Annotated in this window: 20 protein-coding genes; 18 read left to right on the forward strand and 2 right to left on the reverse strand. The window is 70.4% G+C overall.

The window, feature by feature from the left end:
- Window positions 1–368: 368 nt before the first annotated feature.
- From AMK34_RS25035 to AMK34_RS25070, 8 genes are read left to right on the forward strand one after another with little or no spacing between them, the layout of a single operon-like run.
- Window positions 369–980 carry a prepilin peptidase gene (locus AMK34_RS25035; protein ID WP_073846969.1) on the forward strand — a complete coding sequence of 204 codons (612 nt, stop codon included), beginning with the start codon at window positions 369–371 and terminating at the stop codon, window positions 978–980.
- A 48-nt stretch (window positions 981–1028) separates the two neighbouring features.
- On the forward strand, window positions 1029–2216 hold the full coding sequence (aroC, locus tag AMK34_RS25040; RefSeq protein WP_037343929.1) for a chorismate synthase: 1188 nt from the start codon (window positions 1029–1031) through the stop codon (window positions 2214–2216).
- Window positions 2213–2737: a shikimate kinase gene (locus AMK34_RS25045; protein ID WP_083649977.1), complete on the forward strand. Its 525-nt coding sequence runs from the start codon at window positions 2213–2215 to the stop codon at window positions 2735–2737. The genes aroC and AMK34_RS25045 overlap by 4 nt, the downstream gene beginning before the upstream one ends.
- Window positions 2734–3141: a hypothetical protein gene (locus AMK34_RS25050; RefSeq protein WP_073846971.1), complete on the forward strand. Its 408-nt coding sequence runs from the start codon at window positions 2734–2736 to the stop codon at window positions 3139–3141. Before AMK34_RS25045 ends, AMK34_RS25050 begins: the two co-directional genes overlap by 4 nt.
- 8 nt (window positions 3142–3149) lie before the next feature.
- Window positions 3150–4259: a 3-dehydroquinate synthase gene (gene aroB, locus AMK34_RS25055; RefSeq protein WP_038515608.1), complete on the forward strand. Its 1110-nt coding sequence runs from the start codon at window positions 3150–3152 to the stop codon at window positions 4257–4259.
- The gene (gene aroQ / locus AMK34_RS25060; protein WP_038515606.1) at window positions 4256–4687 is read left to right on the forward strand and encodes a type II 3-dehydroquinate dehydratase; all 432 of its coding nucleotides are present in this window, start codon (window positions 4256–4258) and stop codon (window positions 4685–4687) included. The genes aroB and aroQ overlap by 4 nt, the downstream gene beginning before the upstream one ends.
- Window positions 4684–5610 (forward strand): GNAT family N-acetyltransferase, encoded by a 927-nt coding sequence (locus AMK34_RS25065; protein ID WP_073846972.1) that lies wholly within the window; start codon window positions 4684–4686, stop codon window positions 5608–5610. The genes aroQ and AMK34_RS25065 overlap by 4 nt, the downstream gene beginning before the upstream one ends.
- 60 nt (window positions 5611–5670) lie before the next feature.
- Window positions 5671–7155, forward strand: a complete 1485-nt coding sequence (locus AMK34_RS25070) for a beta-xylosidase (RefSeq protein ID WP_073846973.1) — start codon at window positions 5671–5673, stop codon at window positions 7153–7155.
- Here AMK34_RS25070 and AMK34_RS25075 read toward each other — a convergent pair.
- Window positions 7110–7529, reverse strand: a complete 420-nt coding sequence (locus AMK34_RS25075) for a B-4DMT family transporter (RefSeq protein ID WP_038515600.1) — start codon at window positions 7527–7529, stop codon at window positions 7110–7112. The two genes, AMK34_RS25070 and AMK34_RS25075, sit on opposite strands and share 46 nt — an antisense overlap.
- A gap of 431 nt (window positions 7530–7960) precedes the next feature.
- On the opposite strand from AMK34_RS25075, the gene AMK34_RS25080 reads away from it, so the two are divergent.
- The 3 genes from AMK34_RS25080 to nusB are packed head-to-tail and all read left to right on the forward strand — an operon-like array spanning window position 7961 to window position 10118.
- Window positions 7961–9052, forward strand: a complete 1092-nt coding sequence (locus tag AMK34_RS25080) for a M24 family metallopeptidase (protein WP_073846974.1) — start codon at window positions 7961–7963, stop codon at window positions 9050–9052.
- A gap of 38 nt (window positions 9053–9090) precedes the next feature.
- Window positions 9091–9654 carry an elongation factor P gene (efp, locus tag AMK34_RS25085; RefSeq protein ID WP_038515597.1) on the forward strand — a complete coding sequence of 188 codons (564 nt, stop codon included), beginning with the start codon at window positions 9091–9093 and terminating at the stop codon, window positions 9652–9654.
- On the forward strand, window positions 9654–10118 hold the full coding sequence (gene nusB / locus AMK34_RS25090; RefSeq protein ID WP_016333098.1) for a transcription antitermination factor NusB: 465 nt from the start codon (window positions 9654–9656) through the stop codon (window positions 10116–10118). The genes efp and nusB overlap by 1 nt, the downstream gene beginning before the upstream one ends.
- Before the next feature lie 109 nt (window positions 10119–10227).
- On the opposite strand, the gene bldD is transcribed toward nusB, so the two are convergent.
- On the reverse strand, window positions 10228–10716 hold the full coding sequence (gene bldD, locus AMK34_RS25095; protein ID WP_003096372.1) for a transcriptional regulator BldD: 489 nt from the start codon (window positions 10714–10716) through the stop codon (window positions 10228–10230).
- Between the two features lie 260 nt (window positions 10717–10976).
- Here bldD and pyrR point away from each other — a divergent pair, with 260 nt between their 5' ends.
- Genes pyrR through pyrF form a run of 7 tightly spaced genes read left to right on the forward strand, consistent with a single transcriptional unit; the run spans window position 10977 to window position 19580 of the window.
- Window positions 10977–11573, forward strand: a complete 597-nt coding sequence (gene pyrR / locus AMK34_RS25100; RefSeq protein ID WP_016333099.1) for a bifunctional pyr operon transcriptional regulator/uracil phosphoribosyltransferase PyrR — start codon at window positions 10977–10979, stop codon at window positions 11571–11573.
- Window positions 11570–12502, forward strand: a complete 933-nt coding sequence (locus tag AMK34_RS25105; protein ID WP_016333100.1) for an aspartate carbamoyltransferase catalytic subunit — start codon at window positions 11570–11572, stop codon at window positions 12500–12502. Before pyrR ends, AMK34_RS25105 begins: the two co-directional genes overlap by 4 nt.
- Complete coding sequence (locus AMK34_RS25110; protein ID WP_073846975.1) at window positions 12499–13791, forward strand: dihydroorotase; 1293 nt, start codon at window positions 12499–12501, stop codon at window positions 13789–13791. The genes AMK34_RS25105 and AMK34_RS25110 overlap by 4 nt, the downstream gene beginning before the upstream one ends.
- Window positions 13788–14297, forward strand: a complete 510-nt coding sequence (locus AMK34_RS25115; protein WP_073846976.1) for a PH-like domain-containing protein — start codon at window positions 13788–13790, stop codon at window positions 14295–14297. Before AMK34_RS25110 ends, AMK34_RS25115 begins: the two co-directional genes overlap by 4 nt.
- The gene (gene carA, locus AMK34_RS25120) at window positions 14297–15430 is read left to right on the forward strand and encodes a glutamine-hydrolyzing carbamoyl-phosphate synthase small subunit (protein WP_073846977.1); all 1134 of its coding nucleotides are present in this window, start codon (window positions 14297–14299) and stop codon (window positions 15428–15430) included. Before AMK34_RS25115 ends, carA begins: the two co-directional genes overlap by 1 nt.
- Window positions 15430–18744 carry a carbamoyl-phosphate synthase large subunit gene (gene carB, locus AMK34_RS25125; protein ID WP_038515589.1) on the forward strand — a complete coding sequence of 1105 codons (3315 nt, stop codon included), beginning with the start codon at window positions 15430–15432 and terminating at the stop codon, window positions 18742–18744. Before carA ends, carB begins: the two co-directional genes overlap by 1 nt.
- Complete coding sequence (pyrF, locus tag AMK34_RS25130) at window positions 18741–19580, forward strand: orotidine-5'-phosphate decarboxylase (protein WP_073846978.1); 840 nt, start codon at window positions 18741–18743, stop codon at window positions 19578–19580. Before carB ends, pyrF begins: the two co-directional genes overlap by 4 nt.
- Window positions 19581–19674 lie beyond the last annotated feature (94 nt).

The raw sequence follows: 19674 nt of genomic DNA on the forward strand, positions 1-19674 counted from the left end.
GAGGCGGATTGCCGCTCGCGCGGAAACTTCGGGCGCCCGGTACCGCTTCGGTCTCCCAAGTACATGAAGGCCCCCATCCTTGCGCCTGGGTACATGAAGGGGGCCTTCACGTACCCAGGGCGAGCGGCCGCTCCGCGCGCTGCCGTCGGCCGGGCTGAAGGACGCTTCCCCGCATCCCATGCGACGAAAGCTCCCTTCACCGCGTGAGACGCCGTGAAAGCTCCCTTCGGCCCACCCCCCGCATCCGTGCGTGAACGGTCCGTTCACGACTTCCGCACCCTCGCCCCACCTGCCGAAAGTGCGTGAAAGTCCCTGTCACGAAAAGAAAATCTTGCCGCCCGCCCGCCACCGGACGCACGATTGATCTCGTGTTCACGCCGATCGCCTTCGCGGTGGCGGGCGCCGGATCGGCGCTCGCCACACGCTCCTGCCTGCGCCGGGCCGGAGCGCCGATCACGGCGTGGGCCGCCGCCCTCACCGCGGCGGCGCTCGTCGCGGTCTGCCTCAGGTACCAGTCGGGAGCCTGGCCGTCGTGGTGGCTCGCGGTCCCCGCCGTGCTGACCGTCTTCGCGGTCCCGCTCGCGCTCGCCGACCTCAAGTACCGCCGCCTGCCCGACATCCTCACCCTGCCCGCGTACCCGGCGCTGGCCGTCGCGCTGGCGATCGCCGCGTACGGGGGAGGGGCCGCCATCGCGTGGCGGGCGGTGCTGGGCGCGCTGGTCTTCGGCGGGGCGCACGCGCTCGTGCACGCGGTGTCGCCGCGCTCGCTCGGTGCGGGGGACGTGAAGCTCGCCGGGAGTCTCGGCGCGGTCCTCGCCGCGACGGGCTGGCCGTCGATCGTGCTCGGTGCCGTCGCCGCCGCGTTACTGAGCGTGGCGCTCGCGGTGGGCGGGCCCCGGCATCCCACGGTGCCGCACGGGCCCGGTCTCCTGGTCGCGGCGTGGGCGCTCGCCGTCTTCGCCGGACCCGGTCCTGGATAGCCCGGCCTGTACCGGGACTTCAGAGGAGGTTGTGACAGGATCTGTCAGGTGTTGCGCTGGATAACCGCAGGGGAATCGCACGGACCCGCCCTCGCCGCCATCCTGGAAGGGATGCCCGCCGGGGTCGAGGTCACCACCGCCGAAGTGGGCGAGCAGCTCGCGCGCCGGAGGCTCGGCTTCGGCCGCAGCCCCCGGATGGGCTTCGAGACCGACCACATCGAGTTCACCGGCGGCGTCCGGCACGGGCTCACCCAGGGCGGCCCCGTCGCGGTCCAGATCGAGAACGCCGAGTGGCCCAAATGGGAGAAGGTCATGTCGGCCGATCCCGTGCCCGCCGAGGAGCTGGAAGGCCTCGCGCGCAACGAGCCGCTGACGCGTCCCCGGCCCGGCCACGCCGATCTGCCCGGCATGCAGAAGTACGGCTTCCCCGAGGCCCGTCCGGTGCTGGAGCGCGCGAGCGCCCGCGAGACGGCGTCCCGCACGGCGCTCGGCACGGTGGCCCGCGCGTACCTCAAGCAGCTGCTCGGGGTCGAGATCCTCAGCCACGTCGTGTCCATCGGCGGCGCCTCGGCGCCCGAGGGGCCGCTCCCGGTGCCGTCGGACCTCCCGGCCATCGACGAGAGCCCGGTCCGCGCCTTCGGCCAGGAGGGGACCGACGCGATGGTCGCCGAGGTCGACGCCGTGCGGAAGGCGGGTGACACCGTCGGCGGCGTGATCGAGGTGATCGCCTACGGTCTGCCGCCGGGCCTCGGCTCGCACGTCCACTGGGACCGCAGGCTCGACGCCCGCCTCGCCGGCGCGCTCATGGGCGTCCAGGCGATGAAGGGTGTGGAGGTCGGCGACGGCTTCACCACGGCCAAGCGCTGGGGTAGCCAGGCCCACGACGAGATCGACCGCGGCACCGGCCCGGTCGGGGTGACCCGCCGGTCCAACCGCGCGGGCGGGCTCGAAGGCGGCATCACCAACGGCGAGCCGCTGCGCGTGCGGGTCGCCATGAAGCCGATCTCGACCGTCCCCAAAGCACTGTCCACTGTGGATGTCACCACCGGCGAACCTGCGGTGGCCATCCACCAGCGTTCCGATGTCTGCGCGGTACCCCGCGCCGGGGTCGTGCTGGAGTCGGTGGTCGCGCTCGTGCTCGCGGACGCCGCGCTGGAGAAGTTCGGCGGCGACTCGCTGATCGAGGGCAAACGCAACGTCGAGGCCTACCTGAAGGCGCTCGAGGAGCGCTGGTGACCCCTCGTGCGGTGATCATCGGGCCGCCGGGCTCGGGCAAGAGCACGGTCGGCCCGGCGCTCGCCGCCCGGCTCGGTCTCGCCTTCCGCGACAGCGACGACGACATCGTCGCGAGCGCGGGCAAGCCCATCACCGACATCTTCGCCGAGGAGGGCGAGCTCGCCTTCCGCGCGCTGGAGGAGGAGATGGTCGCGAAGGCGCTGGCCGAACACGAAGGCGTCCTCTCCCTGGGCGGGGGAGCGCCGATCACGCCGGGCACCCGCGAACGGCTGGCCGGGCACACTGTGATCTTCCTGAACGTCGGGATGGCCGCGGGTGTCCAGCGCGCCGGGCTCTCGACCGCACGTCCGCTGCTGGCCGGGGTGAACCCCCGCGCCACCTACAAGGCGCTCCTCGACGCGCGCCTGCCGGTGTACCGCGAGGTGGCCACGTTCGAGATCGAGACCGACCGGCTGACCGCCGACGAGGTCGTCGAGGCCGCCCTCATCGGGTTGACCGAGATCAGCAAGGAACGAGCATGAAACGCACCACCGCCGGCGTCCTTCTCGCCGTCATGGCCCTGAGCCTGACCGCGTGCGGCGAGGAGAAGCAGCCTCCCGGCGCGGACGTCGTCCAGACCGGTGCGGCCACCAGCCCCGCGCCGGAGGCCGATGTCGCCGCCGACGTCAAGGTCACCAAATGCGACAGTGACAGCTACACCCCGAAGGTCACCATCGAGGTCACCAACAGCACGGGTGAGGACGCGCGGTACGCCGTCACCATCGCGATCAAGGACGCCGAGGGCAAGGCCGCCGGTGAGGCGCTGTTCGCGAAGAACCGGATGACGCCCGGCCAGAAGGTGACCGAAGAGATCCCGGGGGACACCCCGGTCAAGGGCAAGATCACCTGCGAGGTCGCGAGGGCCAAGCGGCTTCCGCCGAAGTGAGGGGAACGATGACCGAGCCGGTCCGCATCACCGTCAACACCGCCAAGCCCTACGACGTCGTCATCGGCCGCGGCCTGCTCGGCGAGCTCACCGAGCAGCTCGCCGACGCCTCCAAGGTCGCGCTGATCCACCCGCCGACGCTGACGACCACCGCCGAGGCCATCCGCGACGAGCTGGCCGAGGCCGGGATCGACGCGCACCGGGTCGAGATCCCCGACGCCGAGGACGGCAAGGCGCTCACCGTCGCCAGCTTCTGCTGGGAGGTCCTCGGCCGCATCGGCCTCGACCGCCAGGGCGTGGTCGTCGGGCTCGGCGGCGGCGCCGTGACCGACCTGGCCGGATTCGTCGCCGCCACCTGGATGCGCGGCGTCCGGCTGGTCAACGTGCCCACCACGCTGCTGGGCATGGTCGACGCGTCCCTCGGCGGGAAGACCGGCATCAACACCGAGGCAGGCAAGAACCTGGTCGGCGTCTTCCACGAGCCGAGCGCGGTCCTCGTCGACCTCGCGACGCTGGAAACGTTGCCCCCCAACGAACTCGTCGCGGGAATGGCCGAGGTGGTCAAGGCAGGGTTCATCGCCGACCCGCGGATCGTCGAACTCGTCGAGCAGGATCCCGCCGCGGCGCTGGACACCACCGGCGAGGTCCTCGGCGAGCTGGTCCGCCGCTCGATCCAGGTCAAGGCCGACGTCGTCGCCGCGGATCTGCGCGAATCGGATCTGCGCGAGATCCTGAACTACGGGCACACGCTCGCCCACGCCATCGAACGCCGTGAGCGGTACCGGTGGCGTCACGGCGCGGCGGTCAGTGTCGGCCTGGTGTTCGCCGCCGAGCTTGCGCGGCTGGCCGGCCGTCTCGACGACGCCACCGCCGAGCGGCACTCCAGGGTGCTCAAGTTGCTGGGCCTGCCGACCACCTACGACCCGGACGCGCTCCCGCAGCTGCTGGAGACGATGAAGGGCGACAAGAAGACCCGTTCGGGCGTGCTGCGGTTCGTCGTCCTCGACGGGCTCGCGAAGCCCGGCAGGCTGGAAGGCCCGGACCCGTCGCTGCTCGCCGCGGCGTACTCGGTGGTGGCGGGCGACGCCCCCAAGCCCGGCGGGAGTGTGCTGCTGTGAAGGTGCTCGTCCTCAACGGCCCCAACCTCGGCAGGCTCGGCCTGCGCGAACCCGGCATCTACGGTTCGGCCACGCACGCGGATCTGGCCGCCACCTGCGTCGAAACCGGCAAGGAACTGGGGATCGACGTCGAGGTCCGGCAGACCGACCACGAGGGCGAGATGGTCGGCTGGCTGCACGAAGCCGCCGACGCTGGCTGGCCGGTGGTGCTCAACGCCGCCGCGTGGACGCACTACTCGATCGCCGTCCGCGACGCCGCCGCCCAGCTGAAGGCGCCGCTGATCGAACTGCACATCTCCAACGTGCACAAACGCGAGGCGTTCCGGCACCACAGCGTGCTGTCGGACATCGCCACCGCGGTGATCGCCGGGCTCGGGGTCGACGGCTACCCCCTGGCCCTGCGCTGGATGGCCGCGAACGCGGCGTGAACAACCCTCCCGAGCTCAAGACCACGAGGCTGCGGCTGCGCGCGCTGACCGAGGCCGACACCGATGCGATCATCGGGCTTTTCGCCGACCCGGCGATGAGCGCGCATTTCGCGGTGCCGCTCACCGAGCCGGACCGCGTTCGCGAAATGGTCGGCCGCAGGCTGTCCTACGACGGCCCGGCGGGCATGGGGCACTGGGCGATCGAACGCGACGGCGAAGTGATCGGGCTCGCGCATCTGCGGCCGTCGCAAGAGCTTCCCGGCGACGTTCCGGAGCTCGGGTACTACCTGTCGCGGGCGCACGGCGGGCAAGGTCTGGCGACCGAGGCCGCCAAGGCGCTGCTGGAGCACGGACTCGTCGGGCTCGGCCTGTCGTCGGTGTGGGCGCTGGTCGGCGAGTCCAATGTGGCCAGTCAGAACCTGGTGCGGCGTTTGGGTTTCCTCGATGTCGGCGGCGGTGACCACTACGGCAGCGGGCCGCATCGCGTCTTCGTCGCGCTGCCTTCGGACCACGGCCGCGCGCACCACATCGAGCTGTGGGTACCCGATCTCGGCCGCGCGGAGGAGAGCTGGGGCTGGCTGCTGGGCGAACTCGGCTGGCGGGAGTTCCAGCGCTGGCCCGCCGGGGTCAGCTGGAAGCACGGCGCGACCTACCTCGTCGTCGAGCGTTCTCCGGCCCTCAGCGGGGAAAAGCACGACCGCACCGCGCCGGGCCTGAACCATCTGGCCCTGCATGTCGAGTCACGCGATCGGGTGGATGAACTGGCTTCGAAAGCCGTCGAACACGGCTGGTCGCCGATGTTCGCGGACCGCTATCCGAATGCGGGCGGTGACCATCACTACGCCGCCTACCTCGAAAACGCCGACGGCTTCGAAGTGGAATTGGTCGCCCTCCCGGGTACTGACGTCACCCGGCTGGGTTAAGCCTCGCTACACTCGGCCATCATGCGCCTTTTTCGTGGGGGTCGGCGACCCGCCCGTGCCGTGGTGGCCGTCGTCGCGGCGGGCGCGGTCCTCGCGGCGTGCAGCGACGGGAACGTGCAGTCCCAGGCCGACGGCAAGGGCGGCGGGATCGGCGGAGCCCAGCAGACGCCCCAGGAAAAGCCGCGGCCGATGGACGTCGTACTCGCGACGAGCGATCCCCGGGCCAGCGGAGGCGTGGTCGCCGCGGGCGATCAGGACGCGGTCTACAACTACAGCCCGACCGTGATGCGGGACGGCGGGAAACTCAAGATGTGGTGGTGCAGCCAGTACGGCAGCGCCCAGCCGCCCGGTGACGACGTCCTCTACGCGCAGTCGCCCTCGCTCGACGGCCCCTTCACCGGCCCGTCCGGCGGCGGCCCCGCGGCGGTGTTCTCCGGCGCGCCCGGCGGCTTCGACGGGATGCACACCTGCGACCCGTCGGTGATCAAGGTCGGCTCGACCTACTACATGTATTACACCGGCGCGGCGGGCGATCACGCGCTCGGAAACTCGATCGGCCTCGCGACCAGCCCCGACGGGCTCACCTGGACCCGTGCCGCGGGCGGGCGGCCGATCATCGGACCGGCGCACGACGTCCACCGCGCCAACGTCTACGGCGCGGGCCAGCCCTCGGCGGTGTACCTCGACGGCTGGTTCTACGTGCTCTTCACCGACACCACGGCCAAGGCCGCCGGGTGGAACGGCGCCGGGCAGTTCCTGCTCCGCGCCAAGGACGCGGCGTTCACGCGGGGCGTGGAGACGCTGGGGGAGCAGGGCTTCGTCGCCAAGCCCACGACGATCTCGCCGCGCACCCGCTCGCTGGTCGACGGATTCAGCACCGACCTCATGTGGGTCGGTTCGCTCGACGCCTTCGTGATCGCGCACGAGACCGACGCCGGCACCACGCTCACCTTCTGGACCAGGGATTTCACCGCGCAGCCGTACCGGCCGGCGCTCATCCCCGGCGCGTGGAAGGAAGGCCCCGGCCTGGTCCGGCGGCCCGACGGGCACGCGCCGCTCACGTCGGGCGACGTCTGCGACCGGGTGCCCTTCGACGTCGTCCGCGCCACGATCATCGGCGGCGCGGGGGCGCCGACCGACCTCAAGCATTTCGGCCTGGACGTCCGCGGCTCGCGGGCGTGCGACGGCGACGCCCGGCTCCGGACCTCGTTCGAAGGCGTCGCGATGCCGTCACCGCAGCGGACCATCGACCTGGTCGCCGACGGCAAGCTGGTGCGGGTCGACCGGCGCTCGGTGGCGGCCGCGCTCGCGGGTGAAGTGCTGGACCAACGCCTCAAGGTCGTCGACAGGTTCCCGCAGGCCGCGCGGCTGAGCGCCGGGGCGAAGACGGTGCACGCGCCCGGTCGCGGGTACGGCGTGGTGCTCGACGGCAAGTTGTACGCGGTGCCTGACGCGGGGACGGCGGCGCTGAACGACTCGGCCGTCGAAGAGATCGGCGATCAGGCTTGGGACGGCTTCCCGGCCGGTTTCTCGCTCGCCGGCTGATCCTCGTCGTCGCCGGTCCTGGTGATGCGGCCGCCGACGAACAGGCCGATCCCGGCCGGGATGAGCACCAGCAGGGCGGAGAAGGCGGCGCCGCCGGTGAGCGCGCCGCCGAGTTCCGAAGCGCCGGTCTGGTCGACGAACACCGCGCGGCCGATCACGTACAGCACGCCCGAGACCGGGCCGGCGATGAGCGCCGCGATGAACCAGTTCTTGCCGCGTTCGGGTTTGCCCTGCCAGGCGTCCACGGCGCCCCAGCCCGCCGCCGCGCCGACCAGGACGGCGAGGGCGAGGGAGGTGACGAGGGTCTTGTCGGTGGGGTTGAAGACCTCGTACTTGGCCAGCACGGTGACGGCCGCGCCGTGCAGCAGCGCCATCACGAGTCCACGAGTCAGCCACGGTGCCATTGGAGAAGCTTAACTCGCCAGTAGTGACCTACGCGCCCACGTGCCGGTGGTGGTCGGTCCTCCGGTCCGTGAAGGCCTCCTTGAGGGACCCAGAGTCCCTCAAGGAGGCCTTCACGGACCGGTATTCGTTGATCTACGTCTGAACTGGGCGTGGGCGGGATTCGTTCCAGACAGGGGCGAGCGTTGTCGATGAAGGATTTGGGGCGTTCACCGTCCCAAATCCTTCATCAACGAATCCCTGTGTGGAGGAGTCAGGACGTTCGACGTCCCGAACCCCTCAGGCTCGGCCCGAACCCGTGGGCAAGCAAAAGGAGGCCTTCACGGACCACCTCACCCCACAGTGAACGCAAGCAGCAGGCGAAACGCGTGCCACCGGCGGCCCACCCCCTAAACTCCATGACGTGCGTGAATACTTCTCTCGCCGCCGCGCGGCGCTGCGTTCCCTGCTGGCCGACTCCGGAGTGGACGCGCTGCTGGTCACGGACCTGCTCAACATCAGGTACCTGACCGGCTTCACCGGGTCCAACGCCGCTCTCCTCGTCCACGGGAGCGGCGACGACAAGACGATCTTCTGCACCGACGGCCGCTACCAGGTCCAGTCGGCGACGGAGGTGCCCGACCTCGAACGGGTGCTGGACCGCGCGAGCGCGGCGAAGCTGGCCGACCTGGCGGCCGAGAAGAAGCTCGGCAAGACCGGCTTCGAGAGCCAGCACGTGAGCGTCGAGCAGCACGAGGACCTCAAGGTCCGCTTCGACCGTGTCGAGCTGGTACGGACGCCGGGGCTCGTCGAGCAGTTGCGGCTGGTGAAGGACGAGCAGGAGATCGAGGCGCTGCGCCAGGCGTGCGCGGCGGCCGACCGGGCGCTCGAGGACCTGGTGTCCGCCGGCGGGCTCCGCCCGGGCCGCACCGAGCTCGACGTCGCCCGCGACCTCGAGAATCGCATGCTCGGCCACGGGTCGACCGGGCCTTCGTTCGACACCATCGTCGCGGCGGGCGCCAACTCCGCGATCCCGCACCACCGGCCCACCTCGGCCGTGCTCGCGACCGGCGGATTCGTCAAGATCGACTTCGGTGCCACGGTCGACGGATACCACTCCGACATGACGCGCACGTTCGTCATCGGCAAGCCCGCGGCGTGGCAGGAGGAGATCTACGAGCTGGTCCAGCGCGCGCAGACGGCGGGCTGCGACGCCGTCCTGCCCGGCGCCGAAGTGTCCGAAGTGGACAAAGCGGCCCGTGGCGTGATCGTCGAGGCGGGGCGCGGCGAGGAGTTCGGCCACGGCCTCGGGCACGGCGTCGGACTGCAGGTGCACGAGGCGCCCAGCCTCGCCACCACCGGCGTCGGTACACTGTCCGCCGGTATGGCCGTCACCGTCGAGCCTGGTGTGTATCTGCCCGGACGCGGAGGCGTGCGCATCGAGGACACGCTGGTCGTGCGGGAAGGTACGCCCGAACTCCTCACGCTGAGCACCAAGGAACTCGTGGTCGTCTGACGACGGCCCGGAAGATCGACACAGGAGACTGCACACTCGTGGCCACCACCAACGACCTGAAGAACGGGCTCGTCCTCAACCTCGACGGCCAGCTCTGGACCGTCACCGCGTTCCAGCACGTCAAGCCGGGCAAGGGCGGCGCGTTCGTCCGCACCACGCTCAAGCACGTGCTCACCGGCAAGGTCGTCGACAAGACCTTCAACGCGGGGACGAAGGTCGACACGGCCACCGTCGACCGCCGCAACATGACGTACCTGTACAAGGACGGCGCGGACTTCGTGTTCATGGACGCGGAGACCTACGACCAGATCACCGTCCTGGCCGAGACCGTCGGCGACAACGCGAACTACCTGCTCGAGAACTTCGAGGTCCAGGTCGCGGTGCACGAGGGCACGCCGCTGTACATCGAGCTGCCGACCTCGGTCGAGCTCATCGTCCAGCACACCGACCCCGGCCTGCAGGGCGACCGCTCCACCGGTGGCACCAAGCCCGCCACCCTGGAGACCGGCGCCGAGATCCAGGTGCCGCTGTTCCTCACCACCGGCGAGAAGATCAAGGTCGACACCCGCGACGGCCGCTACCTGGGCCGCGTTTCCAGCTGATGGCCGACTCAGCCAAATCGGGCAAGTCGCCGAACCGCGGCGGGCCGATCAGCCGTCGTCAAGCCCGCAAGCGCGCGGTCGAGATGATGTACGAGGCCGCCCAGCGCGGTGCCGACGCGGTGACGCTGCTGGCGGACCGGGTCGGTTCGGTCGAGGTCGACCCGATCGCGGACTACACGATCTCGCTGGTCGAGGGCGTCACCGGCCGCAAGACCCAGATCGACGAGCTGCTCGCGGAGCACGCTCAGGGCTGGACGCTGGACCGGATGCCGCCGGTGGACCTGGCGGTGCTGCGGGTCGGCGTCTACGAGCTGCTGTGGGCCGAGGACGTGCCGGACCCGGTCGCCATCGACGAGGCCGTCGGGCTGGCGAAGGAACTGTCGACCGACGATTCGCCGCGTTTCGTCAACGGCGTGCTCGGCCGGATCGGCACGATCGCCGACAGGCTCCGCGCGGTCCTCTAGAAGACGTACGACAACGGGCCGTGTCCTCTGCCGAGGGCACGGCCCGTTCTCGTGCTCGGTGGTGCCGGTTGGCGTTTCCGGTCCCCCCGGACCGAAAACGTCGCCATCTCTAGTCCTCTTTGGACGGTCGAGCCTCGGGCGGCAGCACACCCCAGTCGATCAGCTGCTCGGTGAGCTCACCGGGGGTCATGTCGTAGATGATCGCCAGCGAACGCAGGTCCTCGGTGCGGATGGAGAGCACCTTGCCGTTGTAGTCGCCGCGCTGGCTCTGGATGGTGGCGGCGTAGCGGGCGAGCGGCCCGACCTTCTCCGCCGGGAGCTGTTGGAGCCGCTCCAGGTTGATGACGATCTTCGTGGCGGGCTCGGCGCCCGACGGCACCCGGCCCTCCGGCAGCAGCTCGACCACCGGGACGCCGTAGAAATCGGCGAGCTCGGCGAGCTTCTGCACGGTGACGGCGCGGTCGCCGCGCTCGTACGAACCGACGACGACGGCCTTCCAGCGGCCTCCGGACTTCTGCTCGACCCCGTGCAGGGACAGGCCCTGCTGCTGGCGGATCCCGCGGAGCTTGGCCCCGAGCGCCTTGGCGTAATCGCCCATCTGGTGGTTCTCCGTTTCCTCACCCCCAACCGGTCGGGGTGACCGGTCCAGGGGACTCCTAGAGTCGAATACTCAGAGTAATGGTTACGCATAGTTGTCACCAGGTCAAGCGGGTGCTTTCGAGAGGCCTTCGTCACCTGGGGCGCGCCACTCGTAAGAATGAGCCATCGCTCCTGCTAGTGTCGGGGAGATTTCCTCGCTACGCAGGAAGTCGACGTCCTTTAAGGACCCGTCCAGAGAGGCGGGGAAGGAGGTCCGCCTTGTCGTCACGCCCGCGTGGCGCGGCGGAACCGGCGGGAGAGCGCGAGCTGCTCTCGTCCGGCGATGTCGCGCGCACGATCGCCCGAATGGCCCACCAGGTCATCGAGAAGACCGCTCTCGGTGCCGGTGGCTCGACTCCGCCCGTGTTGCTGGGCATCCCCACCAGGGGAACGCCGCTCGCCCTGCGGCTCGCGGACAAGATCGCCGAGTTCTCCGGCATCCGTCCGCCGACCGGCGCGCTGGACATCACGCTCTACCGTGATGATCTCCGCCGCCGCCCGCCCCGCGCGCTCGAACATTCGCAGCTGCCGCCGACCGGTATCGACGACGCGGTGGTGATCCTGGTCGACGACGTGCTGTTCTCCGGCCGCACCATCCGCGCCGCCCTCGACGCCCTGCGCGACCACGGCCGCCCGCGCGCGGTCCAGCTGGCCGTGCTGGTCGATCGCGGTCACCGCGAACTGCCGATCCGCGCCGACTACGTGGGCAAGAACGTGCCCACCTCGCGCGCCGAGGGGATCGAGGTCCTGCTGTCCGAAGTGGACGGACGGGACACGGTTCTGCTTCGCGCGCAACCAGAAGGAGATCGATCGTGAAGCACCTGCTCGCCACCGACGGGCTCGACCCGGCGCTCGCGACAGCCGTGCTGGACACCGCCGAAGAGCTCAAGCACACCTTGCTGGGCCGCGAGGTCCGCAAACTGCCGACGTTGCGCGGCCGCACCGTCATCACGCTGTTCTACGAGAACTCCACCCGCACCCGCGTCTCGTTCGAGATCGCGGGGAAGTGGATGAGCGCCGACGTGATCAACGTCTCCGCGTCCAGTTCCTCGGTCAACAAGGGCGAATCGCTGCGGGACACCGCGCTGACGCTGGCCGCGGCCGGCGCCGACTGCGTGATCATCCGGCACCCCGCCTCCGGTGCGGCGCAGCGGCTTTCGGGCTGGCTCGCCGAAGCGGGGACGGCGGTCGTCAACGCCGGGGACGGCACCCACGAACACCCGACGCAGGCGCTGCTCGACGCGGCCACGTTGCGGGAGCGCCTCGGTTCGTTCGAGGGCCGCCGCATCGGGATCGTCGGCGACGTCCTGCACAGCCGGGTCGCGCGGTCGAACATCCACCTGCTGTCGGCGCTGGGCGCGGAGGTGGTGCTCGTCGCGCCGCCGACGCTGCTGCCCGCCGGCGTGGAGAGCCTGCCGGTCACGGTGTCGCACGAACTCGACGCCGAACTGCCCGCGCTCGACGCGGTCATGATGCTGCGGGTCCAGGCCGAACGCATGCACGGGGGCTTCTTCCCGAGCGCGCGCGAGTACTCGATCGCCTATGGCCTCAACGAACGGCGGATGAAGCTCCTGCCCGAGCACGCCGTCGTCCTGCACCCCGGCCCGATGCTGCGCGGGATGGAGATCGCCTCGGCGGTCGCCGACTCCCCGGCTTCGGCCATCACCGAACAGGTCCGCAACGGCGTCCACGTGCGCATGGCGGTCCTCTACCACCTGCTCGCCAGCGAAGGAGCCGCCGCGTGACCACCGTCCTGATCAAGGGCGCCCGCCCCTACGGCGAGGGCGATCCGGTCGACGTGCTCGTCGAGGACGGGGTCATCACCGACATCGGTTCGCTCTACGCGCCAGAAGAAGCCGAAGTGATCGAAGCGGGCGGCCAGGTGCTGCTCCCCGGTTTCGTCGACCTGCACACCCACCTGCGCGAACCCGGCCGTGAGGACACCGAGACCATCGCCACCGGTTCGGCCGCGGCCGCGCTCGGCGGCTACACCGCGGTGTTCGCCATGGCCAACACCGATCCGGTGGCCGACAACGCGGTGATCGTCGACCACGTGTGGCGGCGCGGCCAGGAGGCCGGGCTGGTCGACGTGCATCCGGTCGGCGCGGTCACCGTGGGTCTCAAGGGCGAGAAACTCGCCGAACTGGGCACCATGGCGAAGTCCGAGGCCCGGGTGAAGGTCTTCTCCGACGACGGCCTCTGCGTCGCGGACCCGCTGCTCATGCGCCGCGCGCTGGAGTACTCGACGGCGCTCGGCGTGGTCATCGCCCAGCACGCCGAGGAACCGCGGCTGACCGTCGGCGCGCAGGCGCACGAAGGCGAGCAGGCCGCGCGCCTGGGCTACACCGGCTGGCCGGCCTCGGCGGAGGAGTCGATCGTCGCCCGCGACTGCCTGCTCGCCGAGCACGCGAACGCGCGGCTGCACGTCTGCCACGTCTCGACCTCGGGCACCGCGGACATCCTGAAGTGGGCCAAGGACCGCGGTACCAAGGTCTCGGCCGAGGTCACCCCGCACCATCTGCTGCTGACCGACGAGCGGCTCGCCACCTACGACCCGGTCAACAAGGTCAACCCGCCGCTGCGCACGGAATCCGACGCCGAGAAGCTGCGCGCCGCATTGGCCGAGGGCGTCATCGACTGCGTCGCGACCGACCACGCGCCGCACGCGGTCCAGGACAAGGACTGCGAGTGGAGTTCGGCCCGCCCCGGCATGCTCGGGCTGCAGACCGCGCTGTCGATCGTGGTCGAGACCATGGTCCGCACCGGCCTGCTGGACTGGCGGGGCGTCGCCAGGGTGATGAGCGAGCGGCCCGCCGAGATCGGCAACCTGACCGACCACGGCCGCCCGATCGAGGTCGGCGAACCCGCCAACCTGACGCTGGTGGACCCGGACACCGAGTGGACCGTGCGAGGCGCCGAGTTCGCGAGTATCGCGGCCAACACCCCGTACGAAGGAATGCGGCTCCCCGGCGTGGTGACGGCGACGTTGCTGCGCGGGCGGATCACCGCGCGGGAAGGGAAGATCGCGCAATGAGTGACCGGATCCTGCTGACCCTGGCGGTCTTCGCCTTCTTCCTCTTCTGCGTGTTCCTGATGTGGCGCGGCTGGCGGCGGAAGTCCCGGGCGCAGAGCGTCCAGGTCCCGCCGTTCGCCGAGATCCCCGCCGAACCCGGCGAGGCGTCGCTCGAATCGACCGGCCTCTACGTCAGCACGACCACCGCCGGGCACTGGCAGGACCGCGTCGTCACGCGCGGCGCCGGTCTGCGCACCGGCGCGGTCTGGCGCCTGCACGAAGACGGCATCGCCATCGAACGCGGCGGTGCCCCGGACTTCTGGATCCCGCGCGCCTCGGTCACCGGCGTCCGCAAGGACAAGGGGATGGCCGGGAAGGTGATGGGCATCGACGCGCTGCTCGTCATCACCTGGCTGGCCGGCGACGTCGAGCTGGACACCGGCTTCCGCGGCGACGACGTCGACGACTATCCACAGTGGATCGAAGCTTTGCAAGACATTCCCAACGACATCAAGGGAGGTGCCTGATGAGCACCGCGAACGGCATTAGGACCCCCGCGGCACTGGTCCTCGAAGACGGCAGGGTGTTCCGCGGTTCCGCGTACGGCGCCCGCGGCCGCAGCTTGGGTGAGGCGGTGTTCTGCACCGGGATGACCGGCTACCAGGAGACGCTGACCGACCCCTCCTACCACCGGCAGATCGTGGTCCAGACCGCGCCGCAGATCGGCAACACCGGCTGGAACGACGAGGACGACGAGTCCTCGCGCATCTGGGTCTCCGGCTACGTCGTCCGCGACCCCGCGCGCACCCCGTCCAACTGGCGCTCGAAGCGCACTCTGGACGAGGAACTGGAACGCCAGGGCGTCGTCGGGATCTCCGAAGTGGACACCCGCACGCTGACCCGGCATCTGCGCGAGCAGGGCGCCATGCGGTCCGGCGTCTTTTCGGGCGACGCGCTGGGCTCCGACGAGGAGATGCTCGCGCAGGTGCAGGCGAGCCCGCAGATGAAGGGTGCCGACCTCGCCGGCGAGGTCACCACCAAGCAGGCGTACGTCGTCGAAGCGCAGGGCGAGCGGAAGTTCCGCGTCGCCGCGCTGGACCTGGGCATCAAGTCCAACACCCCGCGCCTGATGGCCGTGCGCGGCATCGAGGTGCACGTGCTGCCCTCGTCGTCCACTGTGGACGATCTGCTCGCGGTCGAGGCGGACGGCGTGTTCCTGTCCAACGGTCCCGGCGACCCGGCGACCACCGCGCACGCCACCGAGCTGACGAAATCGGTGCTGCAGCGGGAGATCCCGCTGTTCGGCATCTGCTTCGGCAACCAGATCCTCGGCCGGGCGCTGGGGCTGGGCACGTACAAGATGCGCTACGGCCACCGCGGGATCAACATCCCGGTGATCGACGTGGCCACCAAACGGGTCGCGATCACCGCGCAGAACCACGGTTTCGCCCTCGAAGGCGAGCCGGGCCAGCGGTTCGAGACGCCGTTCGGCGCCGCGCAGATCTCGCACTACTGCCCGAACGACGACACCGTCGAAGGTGTCCGCGCGTTCGACGTCCCCGCGTTCTCGGTGCAGTACCACCCCGAGGCCGCCGCCGGCCCGCACGACGCGGCCCCCCTGTTCGATGAGTTCGTGAGCTTGATGGAGAAGGCCAAGTAATGCCGAAGAGGACAGACATCCAGCACGTGCTGGTGATCGGCTCCGGGCCGATCGTGATCGGCCAGGCGGCGGAGTTCGACTACTCCGGCACCCAGGCCTGCCGCGTACTCCGCGAAGAGGGACTGCGCGTCTCGCTGGTGAACTCGAACCCGGCGACCATCATGACCGACCCCGAGTTCGCCGACTCGACCTACATCGAGCCGGTCACCCCGGAATTCGTCGAGAAGGTCATCGCCGAGGAGCGCCCCGACGCGATCCTCGCGACCCTCGGCGGGCAGACGGCGCTGAACTGCGCCGTCGCCCTGCACGACCGGGGTGTCCTGGAGAAGTACGGCGTCGAGCTGATCGGCGCCGACGTCGACGCCATCCAGCGCGGCGAGGACCGGCAGAAGTTCAAGGACATCGTCCGCACGATCGGCGCCGAGGTGCCGCGTTCGCGGGTCTGCCACGACATGGACGAGGTCCGCGCGACCGTCGCCGAGGTCGGCCTCCCGGTGGTCATCCGGCCGTCGTTCACCATGGGCGGGCTCGGCTCGGGCATGGCGCACACCGACGAGGAGCTGGAGCGGCTCGCCTCCACCGGTCTCGACGAGTCGCCGGTCACCGAGGTGCTCATCGAGGAGAGCGTCCTCGGCTGGAAGGAGTTCGAACTCGAGCTCATGCGCGACCGGCACGACAACGTGGTGGTCGTCTGCTCGATCGAGAACATCGACGCGATGGGCGTGCACACCGGCGACTCGGTCACCGTGGCGCCCGCGATGACCCTGACCGACCGCGAGTACCAGCACATGCGCGACGTCGGCATCGCGGTGCTGCGCGAGGTCGGCGTCGACACCGGCGGCTGCAACATCCAGTTCGCGATCAACCCCGAGGACGGCCGCATGGTCGTCATCGAGATGAACCCGCGCGTGTCCCGCTCCAGCGCGCTGGCGTCGAAGGCGACCGGGTTCCCGATCGCCAAGATCGCCGCGAAACTCGCCATCGGCTACACGCTCGACGAGATCCGCAACGACATCACCGGCGAGACCCCGGCGGCCTTCGAGCCGACGCTGGACTACGTCGTGGTGAAGGTGCCGCGGTTCGCCTTCGAGAAGTTCCCGGGCGCCGACCCGACGCTGACCACGACGATGAAGAGCGTCGGCGAGGCGATGTCGTTCGGCCGCAGCTTCCCCGAGGCGCTCGGCAAGGCGCTGCGGTCCATCGACACCAAGGCCACCGGCTTCTGGACCCGCCCCGACCCCGAGGGCGCGACGCTGGAATCCGTGCTGGAGGCACTGCGCACCCCGCACGACGGGCGGCTCTACGAGGTGGAGCGCGCGCTGCGGTTCGGCGCCACCGTCCAGCAGGTGCACGAGGCCTCGGGTATCGACCCCTGGTTCATCGACCAGATCGCCCTCATCGGCGAGGTCGGCGCCGAGGTCCGCGACGCCCAGGTGCTCGACGAGCCGCTGCTGCGCCGCGCCAAGCGGATCGGCCTCTCCGACCGCCAGATCGCCTCGCTGCGGCCGGAACTGGCCGGGGAGGACGGCGTCCGCGCGCTGCGCCGCCGTCTCGGGGTGCGGCCGGTGTACAAGACCGTCGACACCTGCGCGGCCGAGTTCGCGGCCAAGACGCCGTACCACTACTCGGCCTACGAGACCGACCCCGCGGCGCAGTCGGAGATCACCGCGCAGACCGAGAAGCCGAAGGTGCTGATCCTCGGCTCCGGGCCGAACCGCATCGGGCAGGGCATCGAGTTCGACTACTCGTGCGTGCACGCCGCGATCGCCTTGCGCGAGGCCGGTTTCGAGGCCGTCATGGTCAACTGCAACCCCGAGACCGTCTCCACCGACTACGACACCTCGGACCGGCTCTACTTCGAGCCGCTGTCGTTCGAGGACGTCCTCGAGGTCGTCAACGCCGAGCAGGAGTCGGGCACCGTCGCCGGCGTCATCGTGCAGCTGGGCGGCCAGACGCCGCTCTCGCTCGCGAAGCGCCTCGCCGACGCCGGTGTGCCGGTGATCGGCACCTCCCCGGACGCGATCCACCTCGCCGAGGACCGCGGCGCGTTCGGCGAGGTCCTCACCGACGCCGGGCTGCCCGCGCCGAAGTACGGCACGGCGACCTCGTTCGAGGGCGCGAAGCGGATCGCCGACCAGATCGGCTACCCGGTCCTCGTGCGGCCGTCCTACGTGCTCGGCGGACGCGGCATGGAGATCGTCTACGACGAGGAGTCCCTCGCCGGCTACATCCACCGCGCCACCGAGGTCACCCCGGAACACCCGGTGCTGGTGGACCGGTTCCTCGACGACGCCATCGAGATCGACGTCGACGCGCTGTTCGACGGCGACGAGCTCTTCCTCGGCGGCGTCATGGAGCACATCGAGGAGGCCGGGATCCACTCCGGCGACTCCTCGTGCGCGCTGCCGCCGATCACGCTGGGCCGGACCGACATCGAGACGGTGCGCCGCTCGACCGAGGCCATCGCGCGCGGCGTCGGCGTCCGCGGGCTCCTGAACGTCCAGTACGCGCTCAAGGACGACGTCCTGTACGTCCTGGAGGCCAACCCGCGCGCGTCGCGGACGGTGCCGTTCGTGTCGAAGGCGACCGCGGTGCCGCTGGCGAAGGCCGCGGCGCTGATCATGACCGGCTCGTCGATCAAGGATCTGCGCGAGTCCGGCGTCCTCCCGGCCGAGGGTGACGGCGGCCACATGCCCGCCGATTCGCCGGTCGCGGTCAAGGAGGCGGTCCTGCCGTTCCACCGCTTCCGCACTCCCGAGGGCCATGGCGTCGACTCGCTGCTCGGCCCGGAGATGAAGTCCACCGGCGAGGTCATGGGCGTGGACGTCTCCTTCGGCAAGGCGTTCGCCAAGTCGCAGGCCGGTGCCTACGGCTCGCTGCCGACGTCGGGCAAGGTGTTCGTCTCCGTCGCCAACCGCGACAAGCGTTCGCTGGTCTTCCCGGTGAAGCGGCTGGCGGATCTCGGGTTCGAGATCCTCGCCACCTCGGGTACCGCGGAAGTGTTGCGGCGCAACGGGATCGGCTGCACCGTCGTGCGCAAGCACTACGAGGGTTCGGCCGAGGGGGAGCAGAACGTCGTCGACGTCATCCTCAGCGGCGAGGTGCAGATGGTGATCAACACCCCGTACGGCAACAGCGGTCCGCGTATCGACGGCTACGAGATCCGCACCGCCGCGGTGTCGCGCGACATCCCCTGCATCACCACGGTGCAGGGCGCGGCGGCGGCCGTGCACGGGATAGAGGCCGTCATCAAGGGCGACATCGGCGTGCGGTCGCTGCAGAGCCTGCAGGCGGCGCTGAAGGCCAAGGCATGAGCGAGCGGTTCGGGGCGAGGCTGGCGCGGGCGGTCGCGGAGAAGGGACCGCTGTGCGCCGGCATCGACCCCCATCCCGGGTTGCTCGAAGCGTGGGGTCTCCCGGCGGACGCGGGCGGACTGGAGAAGTTCGCCCTCACGGCCGCTGAGACGCTCGCGCCCGAGGTCGCGGTGATCAAGCCCCAGTCGGCCTTTTTCGAGGCCTACGGGCCTCCTGGGGTCGCCGTTCTGGCCAAGACGATGAAGGTGTGCCGGGAAGCGGGCGCGCTCGTCCTGCTGGACGTCAAACGCGGCGACATCGGCTCGACGATGGCGGCGTACACGGCGGCGTTCCTGCCCGGCGGCGCGGAACTCGAGGCGGACGCGATCACGGTGTCGCCCTACCTCGGTTTCGGTTCGCTGGCCCCCGCGCTGGAGGTCGCGCAGGCGCAGGGCAAGGGCCTGTTCGTCCTCGCGCGCACCTCCAACCCGGAGGCGCAGGGATTGCAGAACGCCTTGCTGCCCAACGGAAAGACCGTCGCGCAGGACATCGTCGACACGGCGGCCGGGTACAACGCGGGCGTCGGCCCCCTGGGTGACATCGGTGTCGTCGTCGGCGCCACCATCGCGCCGGGACAGCTCGATCTGAGCGGGTTGAACGGTCCCGTCCTGGCACCCGGTTTCGGGGCCCAGGGGGCCACTCCGGCCGATCTGCGGGCCGTTTTCGGGCCGGGACTGCCGGGTGTGCTCCCGGCGTCGTCCCGCGACGTCCTCAGGCACGGGCCGGACCCCGAAGCGTTGCGTGCGGCCGTTCGGCGGACCCGGGATTCCCTCGGTCCCCTGGAAAAAGGCCAATAGCAGGCCCGGGAATCCGTCATGACCGGCCACCCCCGCATTGTGGGCCGAGGTAACGGGTGGGTACCGTCGCCACACCCACCCAGATTTGAGAACT

This window comes from Amycolatopsis sp. CB00013 (assembly GCF_001905755.1).
In the GTDB taxonomy this organism is placed as follows: domain Bacteria; phylum Actinomycetota; class Actinomycetes; order Mycobacteriales; family Pseudonocardiaceae; genus Amycolatopsis; species Amycolatopsis japonica.